The sequence below is a fragment of the Pseudarthrobacter sp. PvP004 genome, from assembly GCF_017876035.1.
Lineage (GTDB): Bacteria > Actinomycetota > Actinomycetes > Actinomycetales > Micrococcaceae > Arthrobacter > Arthrobacter aurescens_A.
Genome location: NZ_JAGINL010000001.1, coordinates 4,001,410 through 4,022,812, shown reverse-complemented (window position 1 = coordinate 4,022,812; position 21,403 = coordinate 4,001,410). Strand labels below are relative to the sequence as shown.

At 59.9% G+C, this 21,403-nt stretch carries 17 protein-coding genes and 2 tRNA genes; 11 read left to right on the top strand and 8 right to left on the bottom strand.

Features of this window, described 5'->3' with window-relative positions:
* Positions 1 to 2,989: 2,989 nt before the first annotated feature.
* From J3A64_RS18270 to rpmH, 8 genes are all read right to left on the bottom strand, one after another.
* Positions 2,990 to 4,237: a ParB/RepB/Spo0J family partition protein gene (locus J3A64_RS18270; RefSeq protein WP_210065233.1), complete on the bottom strand. Its 1,248-nt coding sequence runs from the start codon at positions 4,235 to 4,237 to the stop codon at positions 2,990 to 2,992.
* A 67-nt stretch (positions 4,238 to 4,304) separates the two neighbouring features.
* On the bottom strand, positions 4,305 to 5,357 hold the full coding sequence (locus tag J3A64_RS18265) for a ParA family protein (RefSeq protein ID WP_307807208.1): 1,053 nt from the start codon (positions 5,355 to 5,357) through the stop codon (positions 4,305 to 4,307).
* A gap of 87 nt (positions 5,358 to 5,444) precedes the next feature.
* Complete coding sequence (gene rsmG / locus J3A64_RS18260) at positions 5,445 to 6,095, bottom strand: 16S rRNA (guanine(527)-N(7))-methyltransferase RsmG (protein WP_210065232.1); 651 nt, start codon at positions 6,093 to 6,095, stop codon at positions 5,445 to 5,447.
* 6 nt (positions 6,096 to 6,101) lie between these two features.
* Positions 6,102 to 6,653, bottom strand: a complete 552-nt coding sequence (locus J3A64_RS18255; protein ID WP_011776794.1) for a R3H domain-containing nucleic acid-binding protein — start codon at positions 6,651 to 6,653, stop codon at positions 6,102 to 6,104.
* Positions 6,653 to 7,642: a membrane protein insertase YidC gene (yidC, locus tag J3A64_RS18250; RefSeq protein WP_011776795.1), complete on the bottom strand. Its 990-nt coding sequence runs from the start codon at positions 7,640 to 7,642 to the stop codon at positions 6,653 to 6,655. Before yidC ends, J3A64_RS18255 begins: the two co-directional genes overlap by 1 nt.
* Positions 7,643 to 7,658: 16 nt before the next feature.
* A complete protein-coding gene (yidD, locus tag J3A64_RS18245; RefSeq protein ID WP_011776796.1) occupies positions 7,659 to 8,144 on the bottom strand; it encodes a membrane protein insertion efficiency factor YidD in 486 nt (161 codons plus the stop codon).
* A complete protein-coding gene (gene rnpA / locus J3A64_RS18240; protein ID WP_043470913.1) occupies positions 8,074 to 8,484 on the bottom strand; it encodes a ribonuclease P protein component in 411 nt (136 codons plus the stop codon). Before rnpA ends, yidD begins: the two co-directional genes overlap by 71 nt.
* Before the next feature lie 41 nt (positions 8,485 to 8,525).
* Entirely contained in the window at positions 8,526 to 8,663 is a 138-nt protein-coding gene (gene rpmH, locus J3A64_RS18235; protein ID WP_011776797.1) for a 50S ribosomal protein L34, read from the bottom strand.
* 465 nt (positions 8,664 to 9,128) lie between these two features.
* Here rpmH and dnaA point away from each other — a divergent pair, with 465 nt between their 5' ends.
* The 11 genes from dnaA (at position 9,129) to J3A64_RS18180 (ending at position 21,358) form a co-directional block, all read left to right on the top strand.
* Positions 9,129 to 10,547, top strand: a complete 1,419-nt coding sequence (gene dnaA, locus J3A64_RS18230) for a chromosomal replication initiator protein DnaA (RefSeq protein WP_011772782.1) — start codon at positions 9,129 to 9,131, stop codon at positions 10,545 to 10,547.
* Positions 10,548 to 11,122: 575 nt separating this feature from the next.
* Positions 11,123 to 12,247 (top strand): DNA polymerase III subunit beta, encoded by a 1,125-nt coding sequence (gene dnaN / locus J3A64_RS18225; protein WP_011772783.1) that lies wholly within the window; start codon positions 11,123 to 11,125, stop codon positions 12,245 to 12,247.
* Positions 12,248 to 12,288: 41 nt separating this feature from the next.
* The gene (gene gnd, locus J3A64_RS18220; RefSeq protein WP_014920277.1) at positions 12,289 to 13,236 is read left to right on the top strand and encodes a phosphogluconate dehydrogenase (NAD(+)-dependent, decarboxylating); all 948 of its coding nucleotides are present in this window, start codon (positions 12,289 to 12,291) and stop codon (positions 13,234 to 13,236) included.
* 23 nt (positions 13,237 to 13,259) lie between these two features.
* Complete coding sequence (recF, locus tag J3A64_RS18215) at positions 13,260 to 14,453, top strand: DNA replication/repair protein RecF (protein ID WP_210065231.1); 1,194 nt, start codon at positions 13,260 to 13,262, stop codon at positions 14,451 to 14,453.
* The gene (locus J3A64_RS18210; RefSeq protein ID WP_011772786.1) at positions 14,440 to 14,994 is read left to right on the top strand and encodes a DUF721 domain-containing protein; all 555 of its coding nucleotides are present in this window, start codon (positions 14,440 to 14,442) and stop codon (positions 14,992 to 14,994) included. Before recF ends, J3A64_RS18210 begins: the two co-directional genes overlap by 14 nt.
* A gap of 337 nt (positions 14,995 to 15,331) precedes the next feature.
* Entirely contained in the window at positions 15,332 to 17,410 is a 2,079-nt protein-coding gene (gene gyrB / locus J3A64_RS18205; protein ID WP_011772787.1) for a DNA topoisomerase (ATP-hydrolyzing) subunit B, read from the top strand.
* Positions 17,411 to 17,472: 62 nt separating this feature from the next.
* The gene (gene gyrA, locus J3A64_RS18200) at positions 17,473 to 20,142 is read left to right on the top strand and encodes a DNA gyrase subunit A (RefSeq protein ID WP_011772788.1); all 2,670 of its coding nucleotides are present in this window, start codon (positions 17,473 to 17,475) and stop codon (positions 20,140 to 20,142) included.
* On the top strand, positions 20,139 to 20,858 hold the full coding sequence (locus J3A64_RS18195) for a DUF3566 domain-containing protein (protein WP_014920279.1): 720 nt from the start codon (positions 20,139 to 20,141) through the stop codon (positions 20,856 to 20,858). The genes gyrA and J3A64_RS18195 overlap by 4 nt, the downstream gene beginning before the upstream one ends.
* A gap of 113 nt (positions 20,859 to 20,971) precedes the next feature.
* Positions 20,972 to 21,045: transfer RNA gene (locus J3A64_RS18190), tRNA-Ile, on the top strand.
* Between the two features lie 47 nt (positions 21,046 to 21,092).
* Positions 21,093 to 21,212: a DLW-39 family protein gene (locus tag J3A64_RS18185; protein ID WP_210065230.1), complete on the top strand. Its 120-nt coding sequence runs from the start codon at positions 21,093 to 21,095 to the stop codon at positions 21,210 to 21,212.
* A 70-nt stretch (positions 21,213 to 21,282) separates the two neighbouring features.
* Positions 21,283 to 21,358, top strand: a tRNA-Ala gene (locus J3A64_RS18180).
* The last annotated feature ends 45 nt before the right edge of the window (positions 21,359 to 21,403 follow it).

The following is a 21,403-nucleotide window of genomic DNA, read 5'->3' as shown; positions in this document are numbered from 1 at the left end:
GAACAAGGGCTTGGCCACATTGAATTGCCGCCAAATCAATGAAAATTGGGCAATATGCGCACATTCACAGTAGGCAGTGGGGGGTGGACATCCTGGCTTCAGCCAATGTCGGACTCTGGTTCCATTGGAGGCACGTTAACCCGACTTGGGACGTCGGCAGAACTGATTCCATGGGATCGGGCAGGCTTCGGATCAACAGACTTATCCCCAGTGTTTTCCACAGGGATATCCACCGCCTTATCCACGGTTTAACCACTGCTTAAATGGGCGCCTGCGAAGCTCCGTCAAACGGGAGGCAGCGTGCCCCGTTGCTCTGTTTCACGTGAAACACTGGACAGCGGCCACGCCGAAACCAGATGCCACCGGCGAACTTGAGCGAGACACACGTCAGGAAAACGGCTCCTCACAGAGTGACCACGGGAGTTCTAGGTCATGGAGAGTTTGATAGCCACAATGTGGGACCTAGCAACATCCGACCAATTGACAACGGCACAACTGCTCTGAGCACGGCCGTGGTCCGCAGCCCACCTATGGTCGACCGCTGCATAGCACTTCCGGACCAGGCGACCACACGCTGAGAGATGGACTGCACCACATCATCTCTGCAGAGGACCAGCCGTCGGCGTGAGCGTACCGGTTGTAGTTCGTCGCAGTCGCTCAACTAGCGTGGCAACTTGAGGACGCCAGGGTGTCATCACTGTGGCCCAGCGCCCTCGAGAAGGGACATTCATGACTTCATGAAATGCCGTCATGGCCCGCGTTAGCCCGATGTGGAAGGCACCGCAGCGCGGAGCTCAGGAGCAACGGAGAATCATGTTCGAGATACATGCAACATTCGTCAGCCCTCGATGATGCATCGACTACCTCTGTCCCAACCCCCAGCAACTCACAGAGGCCATAGATGGACCGCATTAGCGAAGTCCTGATGCCGCCGCGCTGTACAGGACACGATTAGACACAACGCTCGATGGCCACCGTGACCATGGAATGACAAGATGTGGTCTCAGTTGCAGCACAATACAAATCACCGGTTCGTCGTGAGTCCTCACAGGCACCGGCACGACGAGAACTTCGGATGCATTCGCTGACGCATCCGACGATATTGTCTTACCTCGGCGAGGACTAGAAGGGTTTAGCAGGACACCTTGGCAGCCTGGCCCCAGGGGGAGCGAAGGCTAGAAGCCTGCGTAGTAGCTCAGGGAGCCGTACATTCCGGCCATCCATGCGTATCTATTCGAGACGCCCAAACAGCTGCCGCCCAGCAAGCAGTAGTCAGTGACAGGGGCCCATGCCGACTATCCGAGGCATCGCCCATCGGCTCAAGAGCAATCCAGATGGTGATCGGTCAATCGCGGGATTTCCGGGCGGTTCGTGCCCTGGAACATCTGTGGCAGCCTAAGCACTCCGGCATTGAACCAAGCCTCCCTGGTAAAGCACGGGATGAAGACTTTAGTGTCTGCTCCATGGTGCCCAATCATGAGTCGCCTCGCACGCTGAGTGGGTCTGATCCAGCGGCGATTACTGGAGTAGCCCTGCCCTCCTGCGAGGTCACCAATAGGTCAGAACCTCGCAGTGCACGACATCAATGCGTTTGAGAGTATCTGTCTTCCGACACAAGAGGTTTCATTCCCCAGCTGGACACTCGGTAGGTTCCGTTTTCCGGCCCACGATTCAGCAATGTTTCACGTGAAATTGCCGGGGCCCCCCTTATCTCCATGGCGTAGCACCACCGGATACATGCATAGGCCCAACTGCCCCCTGCAACGCCCCGACACTCAGGACCCATTGAGCAATAGGAGTTAGCAAAAGCGGTATAACTGACCAGCAGTGCTCCGGGCGTACTGTTTCACGTGAAACACAAACGGCAAGCGAAGCGCGGGACGGCCGGGCTTTACGAGGACCGTTTTGACCCGTCTAGCCCGCCAAGACCACTCCGCCTACCGTACGTGCCAGCATTTCATCCTGATGCTCTCAGCAGGCTTAGCAGCGGCTCAACTCACCTCGCGGGACGGATAAGGCCCGCTACTGGCCGTTGACACTACACATTCCCAGGTTCAGCACCTGTTCGCCACACGGAGAATGCGCCGATTTGCCGTGGAATCTTGAACACTCGCGCACGCCCACGTCTAACCTAGGGGACGAATGCCCATATTCCTCGAATTCGAACGCACCGACGCAGTCCCTCGCGTGCCTATGAGCGCGAATGGAGACATCCAAGTGCCAGCAGACTGAAGGCATCAGGTCCAAGAATCCAAGCTACCGTGCGTAGACGGCGCTAAACACCAGAAGCCTCCGAAGGCCCACTTGTCACGTCTGCTGTATTCTCATCTGAACCGATAGATCTCAAACGAATCGATCGCGGCACGAGGACCTACTTGATGGCGTGTTTCACGTGAAACACGCCCCGGGACATATCCGATATGCAAGAAACGCCGCCATTGCGGGGGAGGGTTTCGAGAACCATCTCCCGACGTTAGTCCCTGGCATCAATCCCCGCTGATCGTCCAGAGGGTGCATAATCCAGTGAAGCAAGAGATACGCACCCAATAATGATGAATCAGCACCTGAGGGCCCACCGTGCGCCCGGATCGCACCCGATCGGACTTCCAACGCAACAACTAGGACTAGGGGGAGCGTGCACAGGGTAAAAGCCTAGAGCATCAACCTTCGCTAGTGTTGGCGGCGCGTCCTTCCGACGACAGTCCCGGTAGGCAGACACTCTCACCTGGACGCACGCGGCCAACAGATTCTAGTCGGACAAGTCCTGCCTCAAAGCCAACGGCCCTATCAACATGTAAGGGCAGGTGAGCCTCATACACACCCACCCCTTCCGGCAGATATCAGCCAGATAGATCCCGTTTCACGTGAAACATGACAGGCAGGCAGCATAGAACGTCAAAACGGCCAAAACTAAGCACTGCATGCGGGCTAAGCAACAAAACAAATGGGGCCCACACCAAGTGTGAGCCCCATCCGTCGGTATCTGCTTCTAGTCTTCTGCGCCAGGGCCTAAGACATCCATGATGCGGTTGAGATCCTCAACGCTGGCGAACTCAATACTCACGCGACCTTTACGCGCACCCAAGGTGATCTTCACGTTCGTATCCAAACGGTCCGAGAGTGACGAGGCCAGGTAATCCAGGCGTTCGTGCCGAGCGTTGGGCTTGGGGATGCTGCTCTTAGCGGGCGTGGTGGGATCTTGGTACAGAGCAACTGATTCCTCGGTAGCTCGGACTGACATGCCCTCCGCCACGATCTTCTGGGCCATACGTTCCATCGCCGCAGCGTCCGGGAGTGCGAGCAGAGCACGTGCGTGCCCAGCGGACAGAACTCCGGCGGCAACGCGCCGCTGAACCAAAGGCGGGAGCTTGAGCAGTCGCAGAGTGTTGGAAACCTGCGGACGGGAGCGACCAATTCGGTCAGCCAACTGCTCGTGCGTGGTTCCGAAGTCCTCCAAGAGCTGCTGATAGGCCGCTGCTTCTTCCAAGGGATTCAGCTGGCTACGGTGAAGGTTTTCCAGAAGAGCATCGCGAAGAAGGTCATCGTCGGTGGTATCACGAACAATCGCAGGGATTGTTTCGAGTCCCGCGGCCTGGACTGCACGCCAACGACGCTCACCCATGACCAACTCGTACGGTTCTCCACCCTTTTCGGTTGAAGTACGCACAACAATTGGCTGGAGCACGCCGATTTCGCGTACAGAGTGCACAAGCTCAGCCATGTCGTCTTCATCGAAGACCGAACGAGGTTGTTTGCGGTTCGGATGGATGTCGCCGACGGGGATCTCGGCAAACCGGGCTCCGGGGACCTCCACCAACTCGACGTCTGGAGCCGAGTGCGAAGACGCAGGCGCGGCAGCCGCCGTCGACCCTTTCGAGTCGGCAGAATCCTTAGCGGCCGCAGCACGCGAAGCGGCCGGCTTGGAAGCAGATTTCGGGGGTGTGGATGTCCCGGCGTTGGAGGACCTGGCAGCCGAGGTCTTGCTCCGGGACTTCGCGGCTGCAGCGCCCTCTGCGGCACCGCCTAATGATGTAGACGTCTTTGCTGCAGCTGGCTTGGAATCTGCAGCGCCCGAATCTTCGAGAGAGGTCTCAACTGTCGGCTCCGCTGTCTTCCGCGCTTCGGGGAAGAATAGATCCACGGGACGGGCTGGTGCGGCACCGTTTCCCTGGGCCGCGGCCGAGCTAGGAATGAGAGCCCCAAGACCCCTGCCGAGGCCCCTTCGCTTTTCGCTCATTGATTCATCCCTCCGATGGAATAGCCGAGCACGGATCGGCCCAAGCTGTTGCTGTGTTTCAAGAATTCTAGCGTTCAGCTATTTCGGCTGCGGCTTCCATGTAGGAAAGCGCGCCGCTGGAAGACGGATCGTACGTCATGACTGTCTGCTGATAGCTGGGAGCTTCAGAGATTCGTACCGATCGCGGAACCACCGCACCCAGAACCTGCTCGGGGAAGTGCTGGCGCACCTCGGAGGCAACCTGCGCGGCCAGGTTTGTGCGGCCATCGTACATCGTCAGAAGAATGGTGGAGACAACCAGATCGGCATTGAGGTGCTTCTGAATCATCTCGATGTTCTTGAGCAATTGGCTCAGGCCTTCAAGTGCGTAGTACTCGCATTGAATGGGAATGAGGACCTCGCTGGCGGCGCAGAACGCGTTGACTGTGAGCAGCCCAAGGCTGGGTGGGCAGTCGATGAAGATGAAGTCCAGGCGCCCTTCACCGTTCTTCTCACGTTCCTTGGCGTAGACGTCTATGGCACGGCGGAGCCGCTGTTCGCGGGCGACAAGAGAAACAAGCTCAATCTCGGCACCGGCGAGGTGAATGGTTGCAGGCGCGCAGATGAGGTTGGGAATGTCAGGGCACGGAGCCACAACTTCCTTGAGCGGAAGATCGTTGATCAGCACATCGTAAATGCTGTCTACGTCAGCGTGGTGCTCAATGCCCAACGCCGTGGAGGCATTGCCTTGGGGGTCGATGTCTATGACCAACACGTTGAGGCCGGCAGATGCCAAGGCCGCAGCGATATTCACCGTGGTGGTGGTCTTACCTACGCCGCCCTTTTGGTTGGATACGGTGAAGATGCGGGTCTTGTCCGGCTTGGGCAGTTCCCTGCCGATCAATCGTTCGCGCCGACGAGTTTCGTTAGCCAACTGACGGGCGATGGGGCTGGAATCATCGATGGAATCCATGACGTTGCGCGCTCCATCTGAGACGGTTTCACGTGAAACGGCATTATCAACCGAATCCGTACGAACTATTGCAGATTGAAGGGATGCAGAGGGTGTAGCCATGGCCCGCGCGGACCCCAAAGACATAAAGGGGGGAATTCGCTGCGTGGAGGTTTCACTACTGCCCACTGGTCACACTCTCACTCTCATTCGGCGCTTGCTGCCGTTCTCTAGCCTAACCGCTCAGCCGCCGACACGCGGGATACCGAGCGGGACCTACGCCGTCTTTCCGGGCTTGTTGACGATGATCCTCACCACGGTGGTGGGTTCCTCCAAAAGCTCCTGTCCGCAAACCACAACTGACGTTTCCACGCCACCAAGTTTGCGGATGACTTTCTTTGCCTTTTCAATCTCTTCAGCCGCGCTGCGTCCCTTGATAGCCACCACTTCACCATGGCCGTTCAGGAGAGGAATGGTGAGACCAGCCAGGTTGGAGAGGGCAGAAACGGCCCGGGCGGTCACAACATCCGCATCCACCATTCCGACTGCGAGTTCAGCCCGCGTCCTCATGATGGTGACGTTGTCCAGGCCGAGGTCATCCACCACTTCTTGGAGCCAGATGACACGACGTTCCAACGGCTCAATCAGGGCCAGTTCAAGGTCCGGGCGGGCAATTGCAAGGCAAAGGCCCGGAAGCCCGGCACCGGATCCGACATCGGCAACATGGCTGTCCATGGCGATGGCGGACTCAATAACTGCGCAGTTCAGGACGTGGCGGCTCCACAAACGCGGAATCTCACGCGGGCCAATAAGCCCGCGCTCAGTTCCCGAGGTAGCCAGGTGCTCCACATAGCGCTTGGCAAGATCCAAGCGCTCCCCAAAAATCTTCTCTGCCGCTTCCAGTTCAGCTGCGGTGATTTCAACCATGAGCTGCTAGTCGGCAGAAACGACGATGTGGCGGCCAGCGCCTTCGCCCTCGGACTCGGAGACGTATCCGAGATCAGCAACGGCGTCGTGGACGATCTTGCGCTCGTAAGCACTCATCGGCTCAAGGGCAACTGTTCCGCCATCAGCCTTGACCTTGGCCACGGCGTCCTCGGCGATCTGCTGAAGCACGCCGGCGCGCTCCTTGCGGTAGCCGTTGATGTCCAGGACCAGGCGTGAACGGCTTTCGGTGGCGGAAAGGACCGAGAGACGGGCCAGTTCCTGCAAGGCTTCCAGGACTTCTCCGTCGCGGCCTACGAGGCTGTCCAACGCTGCTGATTCTTCATCCGCACCGATGGAGATGTACGTGCGTCCGTTACGGACCTCAATGTCGATGTCGCCGTCGATGTCAGCGATGTCCAGGAGCTCTTCGAGGTAGTCGGCGGCAATGTCGCCTTCCTCCTCCAAGCGGCTGGCCGTCTTGGACTGCGTCTCTTCCTGGGAATCTTCCTGGTCTTCAGTCACAGCGGTGATAACTTCTTCAGTGCTCTCGGCAGACATTACTTCTTCTTCCTGTTCTTACGTTGTGGCTGGACGCGCTGGGCCCTGATTTCGGCGGCTGCTGCAGCAGCAGCTTCGGCTTCAGCGGCAGCGTCCGCAGCGGCGTTTTTCTTTCCACCCAGCAGCGGCGGCAGGCCCTTTGCGGCGCGGCGCTCTTCAAGCGCCTTGGCTGCGGGGGATCCCGGTGTCGGCATACGGCGGATAACGAAGAACTGCTGGCCCATGGTCCAGAGGTTGGTGGTGGTCCAGTAGATGAGGACACCGATGGGGAAGTTGATGCCACCAATACCGAACACGAGCGGCAGGATGTAGAGCATCATCTTCTGCTGTCGCATGAACGGGCTGGCCATGGCCTCTTCGGACATGTTCTTGGCCATGATCTGCTTCTGGGTGATGAACTGCGAGGCCGTCATGGCAATGATCATGACGATGCTCAGAACCCAGACAGCCACAGCACTGTTGCCGCCACTGGGGTCGCCGTGAAGCAACGAAGCGGACAGCGGAGCACCAAAGATGCTGGACGAATCGAACTGGACTACCTGTTCGTGGCTCATGGCGCCAACGCCCTGGCCCTGCTTGGCATTCGTCGAAATACCGGACAGCACCTGGAACAGCGCGAAGAAGAACGGCATCTGGATCAGCATGGGCAAACACGCCGAGAACGGGTTGGTGCCGTGCTTCTTGTACAGCGCCATCTGTTCCTGCGCCATGGCCTGGCGGGACAGCTGATCGGTCTTGCCCTTGTACTTGGTCTGCAGCTTCTTCAGGTCCGGCTGCAGCAGCTGCATGCCGCGCTGCGCTTTGATCTGCTTGACGAAGACAGGAATCAGGGCGGCACGGATCACCAACACGAGGCCAATGATGGACAGAGTCCACGTCCAGCCGTTCGCGGCGGGCAGGCCAATGAAGCTCAGTCCCTCGTGGAAGCCAACCATGATGATTGACACCAGCCACTTGAACGGAAACATGATTGTTTCAAAGAAGTCCATACGATATCCCTATTCGTTAGGCCGCCGAGCGGCCTTCTTCATCAGCCTGAGCAGCCAGGAACTGGTCCGGATTGTTCAGTACAACAATTGTGGGCGTCCGGCCTTCAGGCCAATGACGATGGCCGGCGGGGACGTGGTCCACTCCGCCAGCGTTCCAAGGGTGACATTTGGCGAGCCTTTTGGCTGCGAGCCAGCTACCCTTCACGGCGCCATGCACCGTCACTGCTTCCAAGGCGTAGGCCGAGCAGGAGGGAAAGAAACGGCAAACCTGGCCGTACAGGGGCGAGACGACCTTACGGTACGCCTTCAGCAGGAGAATGAGAATGTTGCGGGGCAGCTCCCAGAGGAACGTGCCTACCACCGCCGGAAGACTCCGATGCGGAACCTTCCCGGAGGGGTCGCTTGAGGAAGGAACGACGGCGGTGCTTATGTCATGCACGCGGTGTCCCTTCCGTAGTGGTGCCGTTGTGTTCGGTCGAAGCGTTGCGTGGAGCTGAGCCACCCAATCGCTTCGTCGTCACTGCCAGTGCGGCGTTGTAGTCCGAGAGCAACTGCTCCCAGCTGGCTGTTGCAGCTGCGGGCAGCGCCCGGACTACTACCGCCAGACCCGTTCCGTGCGTGTGCAAGGACAGTGCGCCTGCTTCTCTCAGTCTCCTCTTAACGAGGTTCCTGGTCACGGCGTTCCCGACGGCTTTGGAGACAATGAAACCGATTCGACTCGGCTCCCCGGCCCCGATAGAGGCCGTATATAACACTAAGTTCCGGCGTCCATTGCGGACGCCGGAACGTACAGTTGTTGAAAAGTCGGTAGACGTCCGCAGACGGTTAGGGGTGGCTAGCACCGTCGAACCCGCAAAAAGACCCTGACCGACAAGTCAGTTATTTACGCCGACAGTTCGACGCGGCCCTTGCCGCGACGGGCAGCCAGGATGGCGCGGCCGGCACGGGTGCGCATACGAAGGCGGAAGCCGTGCTTCTTGGCCCGACGGCGGTTATTCGGCTGAAAAGTCCGCTTGCTCACGTTAGTTACTCCAGTGGATCAAAGGTGCGCCCACCCGATCAAAAAAGGGGAAGAACTGGCCGACGCTAAGTTTTGTATGTGCCTGCCGCCGTTGCCTCCCGCACGGTGAACGTACGGAGTTACAACTGATCTCAAAAGCGGACACAAAGGACTTCACAACGTTAGGGCAAAAAGGCACCCACAGTCAAACCGGGAGCCTGCCGCGGAGCTATCCACAGCTGTGCCCAACCGTGGTTTCCAGCCTGTGGATGAAGTGGCTCACAGGCGGGTTTCACGAACCACAACGGTGTAATTATCCACAGGCAACTTCCCAGCTATCTTCTAGCGATTTCATCCCCTAGAGTGGCTCAGTAGCCCATTGTCCACCCGCTGTGTATAACTCTGTGGATTATCGCCCAGAACAGCGCCGCCGGAGACACTTCGGCTGCCAGCAACGCCGGCAAGCAAGTATTTAGGAACTGATTGATGACAGTAGACGAAGCCAACCACGCCAACACTGTCGGAAGTTCCTGGCGCAGGGTGCTGAGCCTCATGGAACAGGACGACCGGGTTTCACCCCGTCAGCGCGGTTTCGTCATCCTCGCCCAAGCGCAGGGCCTTATCGGTTCAACACTTCTGGTGGCTGTTCCCAACGAACTCACCCGCGAAGTCCTCCAGACGCAGGTCAAGGACGCCCTGGACGATGCCCTCCGCAACGTCTTCTCGGACGACATTCGCTGCGCAATCGACGTGGACACCGATCTGGTGCCCGTCCACGCAGAGCCGGAACCCGCCGTCGAGCTTTCCTCAGTCTCTGACTTCGCAGAACCGAAGCCGCAGCCCACGCCGCCCAGCACCTCGCATGAGTTCGGCCGACTGAACCCGAAGTACATCTTCGATACCTTCGTGATCGGTTCATCGAACCGCTTTGCGCATGCTGCCGCAGTTGCCGTAGCTGAAGCTCCGGCAAAGGCATACAACCCGCTGTTCATCTATGGCGACTCAGGATTGGGTAAGACCCACCTGCTGCACGCAATCGGGCACTATGCCCGCCGGCTCTACAGCGGCATCCGGGTCCGCTACGTGAACTCGGAAGAGTTCACCAATGACTTCATCAACTCGATCCGCGACGACGAAGGCACCAGCTTCAAGACCACGTACCGCAACGTGGATGTGCTCCTGATCGATGACATCCAATTCCTGGCGGGCAAGGATCGAACCCAGGAAGAGTTCTTCCACACGTTCAACGCCCTGCACAATGCCAACAAGCAGGTTGTCATCACCTCCGATCAGCCGCCCAAGATGCTCGCCGGCTTCGAGGACCGCATGACGTCCCGCTTCGAGTGGGGCCTGCTGACGGACATCCAGCCGCCGGAACTCGAGACCCGTATCGCGATCCTCCGCAAGAAGGGCCTCAGCGAAGGCCTTTCTGCGCCTGACGACGCCTTGGAGTACATCGCCTCCAAGATTTCCAGCAACATCCGGGAACTTGAGGGCGCATTGATCCGCGTCACGGCATTCGCGAGCCTCAACCGCCAGCCGGTGGATGTGGCCCTCGCTGAGATGGTTCTCAAGGACCTGATCACCGACGACGGAGCCCAAGAGATCACGGCAAAGCAGATCTTGGACCAGACAGCTGACTACTTCAAGCTCAGCATGGAAGAGCTCTGCAGCAAGTCCCGTACGCGCACCCTGGTGACTGCCCGGCAGATCGCCATGTACCTGTGCCGCGAGCTGACAGATATGTCCCTGCCGAAGATCGGCCAGGAACTCGGCGGTCGGGACCACACCACTGTGATCCACGCAGACCGCAAGATCCGCGAGCTGATGGCGGAGCGCCGTGTGATTTACAACCAGGTCACCGAGCTGACCAACCGGATCAAACAGCAGCAACGCGACTCCTGAAATCCACACCGGGCCCGCCACTACATACCTTATTAACAGGTGCATGTGGATAAGCCTGTGGATACTTAAGGGGACAAGCTCGGTTAATGGGCTTAAAACCCTTAAGGCATCTGTGGATCGTTAAAAACTGCCCAGGGAGTTGTCCCCATCCACACCCTGTTTAAAACCCAGTTAACACACAATCCGTGAACAGGGCTTAACCGCGAAACGACGCGGTGAGATCGAGTTATCCACAGTTTCCACAGCAGTTATTAACACTACGAATCCCAAAAAATTGAAATCCCTCAAATAACAATCTCGTTCTACCACACGTCCCGACCTGAACAGAGCAGACCAACAGCCCGGCCCAAGCCGGCCTGCGACTGTCCACATACGAGGGGGCAGGCCCGACGGGGATGGGTTAATCGCAGATCTTCCGGCTAAGCTGTCAGCAGCGCTCCCATCCTTGGGTCTGTTTGTAGTTCGCTGAGTGCGGACCATGCAGGTTCCGGTGCCGGACTGCGAAGATTTAGCGGCTTCCAAGCAGGAATCCGCAGCTACTACATGGCAGCAGCAATGAAAGGCGGCACCCTTCCGTGAAGTTCAGAGTCGACCGCGACGTCCTGGCAGAAGCCGTTACGTGGACCGCGCGGTCGTTGTCTCCGCGGCCGCCCGTGCCTGTGCTTTCCGGCCTCCTCCTCAAAGCCGAGGCAGGCACCGTTAGCCTCTCCAGCTTTGACTACGAGACCTCGGCGCGTTTGGAAATCCCCGCAGATATCGCTGTTGAGGGCACCATCTTGGTTTCCGGACGCCTGTTGGCAGACATCTGCCGCAGCCTTCCATCGGCGCCCGTCGAAGTGGAGACCGACGGCAGCAAGGTCACCCTGACGTGCCGTCGAAGCAGCTTCCACCTGGCCACCATGCCTGAGTCCGAATACCCCGCACTTCCGGCCCTCCCGGCAATCAGCGGAACCTTGCCGGGCGACGCTTTCGCCCAGGCCGTGTCCCAAGTGATCATCGCGGCAAGCAAGGATGACACCCTGCCGATCCTTACCGGCGTCCGCATGGAGATCGAGGATGACCTCATCACACTCCTTGCCACGGACCGCTACCGGCTCGCCATGCGCGAGGTTCCCTGGAAACCTGTCACTCCGGGCATTTCCACCAGCGCACTGGTCAAGTCCAAGACCCTGAACGAAGTAGCCAAAACTCTCGGTGGCAGCGGCGACATCAACCTGGCACTTGCTGATGACGACAGCCGGCTCATTGGCTTCGAAAGCGGCGGACGAACCACCACATCACTCTTGGTGGATGGCGACTACCCCAAGATCCGCTCGCTCTTCCCGGATTCCACTCCGATCCACGCAACAGTCCAGACTCAGGAACTCGTCGAGGCCGTTCGCCGAGTGTCGCTCGTGGCCGAGCGAAACACTCCGGTCCGCCTTGCCTTCACCCAGGGACTGCTGAATCTCGACGCCGGTACAGGCGAGGACGCACAGGCTTCCGAGGAGTTGGAAGCCCAGCTTTCCGGCGAGGACATTACCGTTGCCTTCAACCCGCATTACCTCGTTGAGGGCTTGAGCGTGATCGAAACCAAGTACGTTCGTTTCTCTTTCACCACTGCTCCGAAGCCGGCCATGATCACAGCCCAGGCCGAAGCGGATGGCGAAGACCAGGACGATTACCGCTACCTCGTGATGCCGGTCCGCCTCCCCAACTAACTGGCAGTCGTGGCGGTTCCGGAGCCCCGGAACAATCACGAATGCAAGCCACTTGGGCCAGCCCGTACCGTCTCCCGCCACCTTCACAGAAAAGAGTTCACACTGTGCACATCGGACTGATCGGCCTCGGAAAAATGGGTTTCAACATGCGGGAACGCATGCGGAACGGCGGCATTGAGGTCACAGGTTTTGACCGCAATCCCGATGTCACGGATGTCGCGTCGGTGGATGACCTCATCGCTGCACTGCCCACTCCGCGGTTGGTGTGGGTGATGGTTCCCTCCGGCGCCATCACTGATGCGGTGGTGACGGAACTCGGCGAAAAGCTCAGCCCCGGTGACATGGTGATTGACGGCGGCAACTCGCGTTTTACGGAAGACCAAAAGCACGCTGCTGCACTTGCCGAGAAAAGCATCCGCTTCGCGGATTGCGGTGTCTCCGGCGGTGTCTGGGGCCTGCAGAACGGTTACGGCCTGATGGCAGGCGGTGCCGACGAAGACATCGAACTCGCCATGCCCGTTTTCGACGCTCTCCGCCCCGAAGGTGAACGAGCTGACAGTTTCGTCCACGTGGGCGGCGTTGGTGCGGGCCACTACGCCAAGATGGTTCACAACGGTATCGAGTACGGCCTCATGCAGGCATACGCCGAGGGCTACGAATTGCTAGCGGCAAAAGATATCGTGAAGGACCTTCCCGGGACTTTCCGTGCATGGCAAAAGGGCACGGTTGTCCGGTCCTGGCTCCTGGACCTCATGGTCAAGGCACTCGACGAAGATCCGGGTCTGGCCTCGATCGATGACTACGTTGAGGACTCCGGCGAAGGACGTTGGACCGTGGAAGAGGCAATAGCCAACGCAGTGCCCGCCCCTGCAATCACGGCTGCGCTCTTTGCCCGCTTTGCCTCCCGCGAAGATAATTCTCCGGCCATGAAAATGGTTTCCGCCCTGCGCCACCAGTTCGGCGGACACGCCACCCGTCCGGCCAACTAGGCCGCAGGAGTCCTGCAAACGGCGTGTACCTAGAACATCTTTCGCTGACGGATTTCCGAAGCTACGCACAGGTCGACCTGAAACTCGGCCCCGGTGTGACGGTCTTGGTGGGTTCAAACGGAATCGGCAAGACCAACCTGATGGAAGCCATCGGGTATCTGGCCACGCTGAGCTCCCACCGGGTCAGCACGGACGCTCCGCTGCTTCGTTTCGGTACGGAGCGCGCTTTGATCCGGGCCAAGTTGGTCCGTGGAGAGCAGTCAACGGTCATAGAGCTTGAGATCAATGCCGGCCGTGCAAACCGGGGACGCATCAACCGCAGCAACCCTGTCCGGGCACGGGACATACTGGGAATCTGCCAAACGGTGTTGTTCGCGCCCGAGGACTTGGCTCTGGTCAAGGGTGATCCTTCGAACCGACGTCGCTTCCTGGACGAACTGCTGGTGAGTCTGGTTCCGCGGCACGCCGCAACACGCAGCGACTACGACCGCGTATTGAAGCAACGCAATGCTTTGCTGAAATCCGCACGTACCGGCAAGTTCACCGCCGGGCACGAGGCAACCCTGGATGTCTGGGACCAGCACATGGCCCGCGCCGGCGCAGAACTCCTGCATGCCCGCTTGGAACTTGTGGAGCGGTTGCGTCCCCACCTGAACAGCGCTTACGCGCAACTTACTGACGCTTCCAAGGACGCCGGCGCTGTCTACCGCTCAACCATTCAGGGCGTACTTGACGACGACGGCGGTCCGACCGATCACGGAACGGAACCTTCGCCGTCGGTTGACGACCTCCGGCTGCTGTCCGTTGACGAACTCACTGAGCGCTACGTTCAGGCCTTCGCAGCATCGCGGAAAAAGGAACTGGAACGCGGTATCTCCTTGGTAGGTCCGCACCGCGACGAACTGGAACTCGTTCTGGGGCAGGCCCCGGCCAAGGGGTACGCGTCACACGGTGAAACGTGGTCAATGTGCCTGTCCTTGCGCTTGGCTTCCTACTATGTGATGTTGGATGACGCCCGCACCGGTGGCACCGCCCCGATCCTGATCCTGGACGACGTTTTCGCCGAACTGGATGTCCATCGTCGGCGTAAACTGGCTGCAATAGTCGCCGGTGCCGAGCAAGTGCTGGTGACTGCCGCCGTCGATGCCGATATCCCCGAGGAGCTGGCCGGACGGCGCGTAACCGTTGTTCCGGGAGGCATCGATGGCGAAGGATAGCCGCGACGGACTACAACCCGGCCGCGAGCCGGATGAGATCGATGCTGCCCAAGCGGCTCTGAACCGCATGCGCGAGGCCGCAGCGGCCCGTGGGGAAGTTCGGCAGCGCGCGCCCAGGCCCGGATCTGCTCCAAAACGCCAAGGGCTTCGGGATACCAGGGGTTTCGCCCAATTCCACGGCAGCGGCCGGGATCCCTTGGGGCTTGGAAAAGTGGTTGGCCGCTTGGTCGCCGAGCGCGGTTGGACGTCCCCCGTGGCCGTCGGTTCGGTTATGGCGGAATGGGAAACTCTGGTGGGACCGGACATCTCCTCCCACTGCACTCCGGAGAGTTTCACTGACACCACGCTGCATGTCCGCTGCGACTCCACGGCTTGGGCCACTCAGCTTCGGCTGTTGAGCACGAGTCTTCTGGAGATGTTTCGCAATGAACTGGGCGAAGGAGTGGTCACCAGCATTCACGTGTTGGGGCCCTCGGCTCCAAGTTGGCGAAAAGGTGGACGCAGCGTTAACGGTCGTGGACCCAGGGACACTTACGGCTAAACGGCGTGCAGGGCGTTTCAACGCCCCCGAGTCGTATAGGCCCCCGTCGGGACCTCCACAGGGCCATTCCAGATAGGGCCAGCGGTCTCCCATGGGCATATTCAGCTGTCGGCTGCCCCCGTATTTGCAAGGATTCGAGCGTTTCCACGATAGAATTGGCGTAGATCACTGAGCGCCGGTGAAACGTCGTCTGGACCTGAATCCACTCTTGTGGCATCGGGGACCCCTGTTGTCGTAGTAATCGGCGCAATCAGTCACGTGCCCGTTGGCCGCTGCGGTTCGCCGTGGGCAGCTCCGGGAACGGCCGACATCGAGTACAGAGGAGTCGAAAGCGCCTGTGGCTAACGACAATGCAGAGACCTTGGCAGTAGAGCCCGAAGAGGAGACTGTTCCCAAGCCTGACACGCCCGCGGAGGCGCCCAGGGAGTACGGTGCCAGCGACATCACCGTGCTGGAGGGCCTCGAAGCCGTGCGCAAACGCCCCGGCATGTACATCGGCTCAACCGGTCCCCGCGGCTTGCACCACCTGGTCTACGAAGTGGTGGACAACTCTGTTGACGAGGCTTTGGCCGGCTACTGCAGCCACATTGAAGTTACGCTCCGTGCTGATGGCGGCGTCCGCGTTGTGGACGACGGCCGCGGTATCCCCGTGGACATTCACCCAACCGAAGGCAAGCCCACGGTTGAAGTGGTCATGACCATCCTGCACGCCGGCGGTAAGTTCGGCGGCGGCGGTTACGCCGTATCCGGTGGCCTCCACGGCGTGGGTATTTCGGTAGTTAACGCCTTGTCCCGCCGGGTGGACACCGAAGTTCGTCGGCAGGGCCACGTTTGGCGGATGACCTTCGCCGACGGCGGCAAGCCGCAAGGTGAACTCGTCAAAGGCGAGGCCACCGACGTTACCGGGACGTCCCAAACGTTCTACCCTGACGGCACCATCTTTGAGTCCACGGAGTTCGACTTCGAGACGCTCCGTGCACGTTTCCAGCAGATGGCCTTCCTCAACAAGGGCCTCCGGATCACGCTGACGGATGAGCGGCCGGTAAACCGCGACGGCGACGACGACCTCGACCTGGACGCTGTGGCAACCGAGGGCGAAGTAGCCGCCGAGCACCGCACTGTGGTGTACCAGTACCCGGACGGCTTGCTGGACTACGTCAAGCACCTGAACTCGAGCAAGAAGGTTGAAATCGTCCACGAGGACGTCATCGCTTTCGAAACCGAGGACACTGAGCGGCACATCGCCGTCGAGGTTGCCATGCAGTGGACCACCGCTTACTCGGAAAGCGTCCACACGTACGCAAACACAATCAACACCCATGAGGGTGGAACGCACGAAGAAGGCTTCCGCGCCGCGATGACCTCTCTCATCAACCGCTACGCGCGGGAGAAGAGCATCATCAAGGAGAAGGAAGACAACCTCACCGGCGATGACATCCGCGAAGGTTTGACTGCCGTCATCTCTGTGAAGCTTTCCGAGCCGCAGTTCGAAGGCCAGACCAAGACCAAGCTGGGTAATTCCGAGGTCAAGGGCTTCGTCCAGCGCGTTGTCACGGACCAGCTGGGTGACTGGCTGGAACGGAATCCCGGCCCCGCGCGCGATGTTATCCGCAAGGCCATTTCCGCTGCCCAAGCACGCATGGCCGCGCGCAAGGCCCGCGATAATGCCCGCCGGAAGAGCCCGCTGGAGTCCTTCGGCATGCCTGGCAAGCTCTCCGACTGCTCCTCGAAGGATCCCTCGCGCTGCGAGGTCTACCTCGTGGAGGGTGACTCCGCAGGCGGCTCAGCCAAGCGTGGCCGTAACCCGGAGACCCAGGCCATCCTGCCCCTCCGCGGCAAGATCCTGAATGTTGAGCGTGCCCGCCTGGACAAGGCCCTGGGTAACGCCGAAGTCCAGTCCATGATCACCGCCTTCGGTACGGGTATCGGTGAGGACTTCGACATCGCCAAGCTCCGCTACCACAAGATCGTCCTGATGGCAGATGCTGACGTCGATGGTCAGCACATCACCACCCTGTTGATGACGCTCTTGTTCCGCTACATGCGTCCGCTCATCGAGAACGGTTATGTGTACCTGGCTCAGCCGCCGCTGTACAGGATCAAGTGGTCCAACGCGGCCCACGACTACGTCTACAGCGACCGCGAACGCGATGAAACCATCCGTAAGGGTGCCGCTATGAACAAGCGCCTGCCCAAGGACAACGGAATCCAGCGCTACAAGGGCCTCGGCGAGATGGATTACACCGAGTTGTGGGATACCACCATGGACCCGGATCGTCGCACGTTGTTGCAGGTCACCATGGATGACGCACTGGCCGCCGATCAAACCTTCTCCGTCCTGATGGGCGAGGACGTCGAATCGCGCCGAAACTTCATCCAGCAGAACGCCAAGGACGTCAGGTTCCTCGATATCTAGGGCCCGCACGGGCATCTGAATATTCCAGAACTGACATATACCTGAAACGGAAACCTTAGATTATGAGTGACGAAACTCCCGAAGTCCCGGAACCGAACGACGTCGAGGATGTTGTTCTCGAAGGTGATGTGCTGACAGACCGCGTGGAGCAGGTGGACCTGCAGACGGAAATGCAGCGCTCCTACCTGGACTACGCCATGGCCGTGATCGTCGGCCGCGCCCTCCCGGACGTCCGCGACGGCCTCAAGCCGGTGCACCGCCGCGTTCTGTACGCAATGTTCGACGGCGGATACCGCCCCGACCGCTCGTTCAACAAGTGCGCCCGCGTTGTGGGCGACGTCATGGGCACCTACCACCCTCACGGCGACATGGCGATCTACGACGCTTTGGTCCGCTTGATCCAGGACTGGACCATGCGCTACCCGCTGGCACTGGGCCAGGGCAACTTCGGTTCGCCCGGTAACGACGGCGCGGCCGCACCCCGTTACACCGAAACCAAGATGGCCCAGCTGGCCATGGAAATGGTCCGCGACATCGACGAGGAAACCGTCGACTTCCAGGACAACTACGACGGCAAGAACCAGGAACCAACCATCCTGCCGGCGCGTTTCCCCAACCTGCTGGTCAACGGCTCCTCAGGTATCGCCGTCGGCATGGCCACCAACATTCCGCCGCACAACCTTCGCGAAGTTGCAGAAGGCGTGCAGTGGGCGCTTGATAACCCCACAGCCACGCGCGAAGAGCTCCTCGAAGCACTGCTGCTGCGCATCAAGGGACCCGATTTCCCTACGGGTGCCACCATCCTTGGCCACAAGGGCATTGAAGATGCTTATCGCACCGGCCGTGGCTCCATCACCATGCGTGCCGTGGTTAATGTTGAGGAACTCCAAGGACGTACGTGCCTTGTGGTGACCGAGCTTCCCTACCAGGCCAACCCGGACAACCTGGCCATCAAGATTGCCGAACTGGTCAAGGACGGTAAGATCCAGGGCATCGCGGACCTTCGCGATGAAACGTCCGGCCGAACCGGCCAGCGCCTGGTGATCGTGCTCAAGCGCGATGCCGTGGCCAAGGTGGTCCTGAACAACCTTTACAAGCACACCCAGCTGCAGGACAACTTCTCGGCGAACATGCTGGCAATTGTGGACGGCGTACCGCGTACGTTGAGCCTTGATGCCTTCATCCGTCACTGGGTTGCGCACCAGATGGACGTCATTGCCCGGCGAACCCGCTACCGCTTGCGCAAGGCTGAGGAAGAAGCGCACATCCTGCGCGCACTCCTCAAGGCTTTGGACATGCTGGACGAGGTGATTGCGCTCATCCGCGCATCCAACACCACGGAAGCGGCTCGCGAAGGCCTTATGGAGCTTTTGGAGATCGACGAACTCCAGGCCCGTGCCATCCTGGACATGCAGCTGCGCCGACTTGCTGCCCTCGAACGCCAGAAGATCCAGGACCGTCATTCCGAGCTCGAAGCGATGATCCAGGAGTACAACGCGATCCTGGCTTCTGAGGAACGCCAGCGCCAGATCATCAGCGAGGAACTCGCGGAGATCGTTGCCAAGCACGGCGACGACCGCCGCACCCACATTCTGATGGGCTTCGACGGCGACATGTCCATGGAAGACCTGATCCCTGAAGAGGAAATGGTAGTCACCATCACCCGTGGCGGCTACGTGAAGCGGACTCGGAGTGACAACTACCGCTCGCAGCAGCGTGGCGGCAAGGGCATCAAGGGTGCGCAGCTGCGCGGTGACGACGTCGTGGAGCACTTCTTCGTGACCACCACCCACCACTGGTTGTTGTTCTTCACCAACCTTGGTCGCGTGTACCGGGCAAAGGCTTACGAACTGGCGGAAGCCGGCCGAGACGCCAAGGGCCAGCATGTTGCCAACCTGCTGGCGTTCCAGCCGGATGAGCACATCGCCCAGGTCCTTGACTTGAGGGACTACCAGCAGGCTCCGTACCTGGTGCTGGCTACCAAGAATGGTCTGGTCAAGAAGACTCGGTTGGAGGACTACGACACCAACCGCACAGCCGGCGTCATCGCCATTAACCTGCGCGATGAGGACGAACTCGTTTCGGCCCAGTTGGTCAGTGAAACCGATGACCTCCTCCTGGTTTCTCGCAAGGGCCAGTCAATCCGCTTCACGGCCACCGATGATGCTTTGCGTCCCATGGGCCGCGCCACCTCCGGTGTGACCGGTATGAAGTTCCGTGAAGACGACGAACTACTTGCCGCAGACGTGGTCCAGGACGGCTCGTTCGTCTTCATCGTGACGGAGGGCGGCTATGCCAAGCGAACCGCCGTGGACGAATACCGTCTGCAGGGTCGTGGCGGCCTGGGCATCAAGGTGGCCAAGCTCGCTGAAGACCGCGGTGACCTTGTTGGCGCCTTGATTGTGCAGGAAGAGGACGAAGTCCTGGTAGTCATGGAGGGTGGCAAGGTGGTCCGCTCGGCTGTGACCGGTGTCCCTGCCAAGGGACGCGACACCATGGGCGTCATCTTCGCCAAGCCGGACAAGAATGACCGCATTATCGAGGTTGCCCGCAACAGCGAACGCGGATTGGAAGTGGAAGAGTCAGAGGACGGACTCGACGATGACGTAACGTTGGCTGCAAACGACGGCGCCTCCGAGGCGACCGTGACGGCCGAAACGGAAAACGACGCAGACCCGGAATTCGAAACGGGCGCGGAGCTGAACGAAGACAATACCGGAGGTAACGAGTGAGTAATTCCGACTCATATCCCAAGCCGAGCACAGGTGTCCCCGGCGGACTCCGGCAGCCCGCGGGCAGCGCACAGGCAGGAACGCCTGCAAGGCCCCAGCAGCGTCCCGGAACCGGTGCACCCGGAACCGGTGCTTCCGGGAGCGGAGCAGCAGGCGCACGTCCCGCAAGCGGCACCAACTCCGCTCAACGGCCTGCTGGTGCTCCCGGACAACGCCCTGCCACGGGAGCTCAGCGTCCCGCTGGTGCCCCGGGCCAGCGCCCGGTGCAGCCCGGCCAACGTCCGGCGGGCACCGCTCCCCAGCGTCCAGCGCAGGGTGGGCCCGGACTGGTGAAGCCGGCCCCCAAGGCAAAAGTTCGCCGTGCGCGCCTCTTGGTCAGCAAGGTGGACCCGTGGTCAGTACTGAAGATGGCATTCCTGTTGTCCGTGGCGTTGGGTATCGTCACGGTGGTTGCCGCGATCGTTCTTTGGACTGTGCTGGATCTCACAGGCATCTTCGACCAGGTGGATAGCCTCCTCGGTACCTTGGCGGGTTCCGAAGGTGGCGGATTCGAACTGAAGAAGATTGCTTCGCTCGGCCAGGTGGCGTCCTTTGCCACCATCATTGCCGTAGTGAACGTGGTCCTCCTGACCGCACTGTCCATGCTGTCAGCCGTTCTGTATAACATTTCTGCAACATTGGTTGGTGGCGTCGGCGTCACTCTGACCGACGACTAGTCAAAACCCCCGGAAATACGCCGAAAAGGGCGGAAATCCACCGGGGAAATGCCTCGATTTGAGATCGGGCCGGGATGTGCTGTACAGTCATATCTCGGCCCGATGAGGCATCGGGGCGTATAGCTCAGGCGGTTAGAGCGCTTCGCTGATAACGAAGAGGTCCCAGGTTCAAGTCCTGGTACGCCCACGGAACCCAAAGAGGTTCAGGTAAAACTGAACCAGAATGAGGTGCTTGTGAAGAAGTTGCTGGTAGTAGTAGCAGCGGTAGTCGCAGGTGTCCTGGCCTATAAAAAGGCCCAGGAATCCGAAGCCCGGAAGGATGTCTGGAGCAAGTCAACCGACACGGTCGACTAGCCGAGGAGCCCGGTTTGAGTTGGTAAATACCAGTCCAGACATGGGGTATGATTGACGGGTTGCTTCTTATGGGGGCATGGCGCAATTGGTAGCGCACCTGCTTTGCAAGCAGGGGGTTCGGGGTTCGAGTCCCCGTGCCTCCACCATAAGAAAAGTCCCGGTCAGAAATGACCGGGACTTTTGCATTTAAG

Excerpts from the sequence above, each read along its gene's own strand:
- gnd (WP_014920277.1), top strand. The coding sequence starts at position 12,289 with ATGCAAGCCACTTGGGCCAGCCCGTACCGTCTCCCGCCACCTTCACAG.
- J3A64_RS18270 (WP_210065233.1), bottom strand. The coding sequence starts at position 4,237 with ATGAGCGAAAAGCGAAGGGGCCTCGGCAGGGGTCTTGGGGCTCTCATT.
- gyrA (WP_011772788.1), top strand. The coding sequence starts at position 17,473 with ATGAGTGACGAAACTCCCGAAGTCCCGGAACCGAACGACGTCGAGGAT.
- J3A64_RS18255 (WP_011776794.1), bottom strand. The coding sequence starts at position 6,653 with ATGTCTGCCGAGAGCACTGAAGAAGTTATCACCGCTGTGACTGAAGAC.
- J3A64_RS18210 (WP_011772786.1), top strand. The coding sequence starts at position 14,440 with ATGGCGAAGGATAGCCGCGACGGACTACAACCCGGCCGCGAGCCGGAT.
- dnaA (WP_011772782.1), top strand. The coding sequence starts at position 9,129 with ATGACAGTAGACGAAGCCAACCACGCCAACACTGTCGGAAGTTCCTGG.
- rsmG (WP_210065232.1), bottom strand. The coding sequence starts at position 6,095 with ATGGTTGAAATCACCGCAGCTGAACTGGAAGCGGCAGAGAAGATTTTT.
- yidC (WP_011776795.1), bottom strand. The coding sequence starts at position 7,642 with ATGGACTTCTTTGAAACAATCATGTTTCCGTTCAAGTGGCTGGTGTCA.